Source organism: Sulfitobacter sp. UBA4523 (assembly GCF_002388305.1).
Lineage (GTDB): Bacteria > Pseudomonadota > Alphaproteobacteria > Rhodobacterales > Rhodobacteraceae > Sulfitobacter > Sulfitobacter pontiacus.
Genome location: NZ_DGMH01000027.1, coordinates 575 through 815 on the forward strand (window position 1 = coordinate 575; position 241 = coordinate 815).

Consider the following 241-nt stretch of genomic DNA (forward strand, 5'->3'; position numbering starts at 1 on the left):
GCTGCGACATCGAACGGCGCGGCACGGGCATCTCGGTGTTGACGTCAACCGCATCGATCCCAGTGGCAACAACGCTCACGCGCATAACGCCACCCAGTTCGGTATCAAGCGTGGACCCCACGATGATGTTCGCGTCTGGGTCGACTTCTTCGCGGATACGGTTCGCCGCTTCGTCCAGTTCGAACAGGGTCAGGTCGTGACCGCCGGTGATGTTGATCAGAACGCCCTTGGCACCGCGCAG

Annotated in this window: 1 pseudogene; it reads right to left on the bottom strand. The window is 61.8% G+C overall.

From position 1 onward, the window contains the following. Positions 1 to 241, bottom strand: a pseudogene (locus B3849_RS07095) (cell division protein FtsZ); the annotation flags it as partial.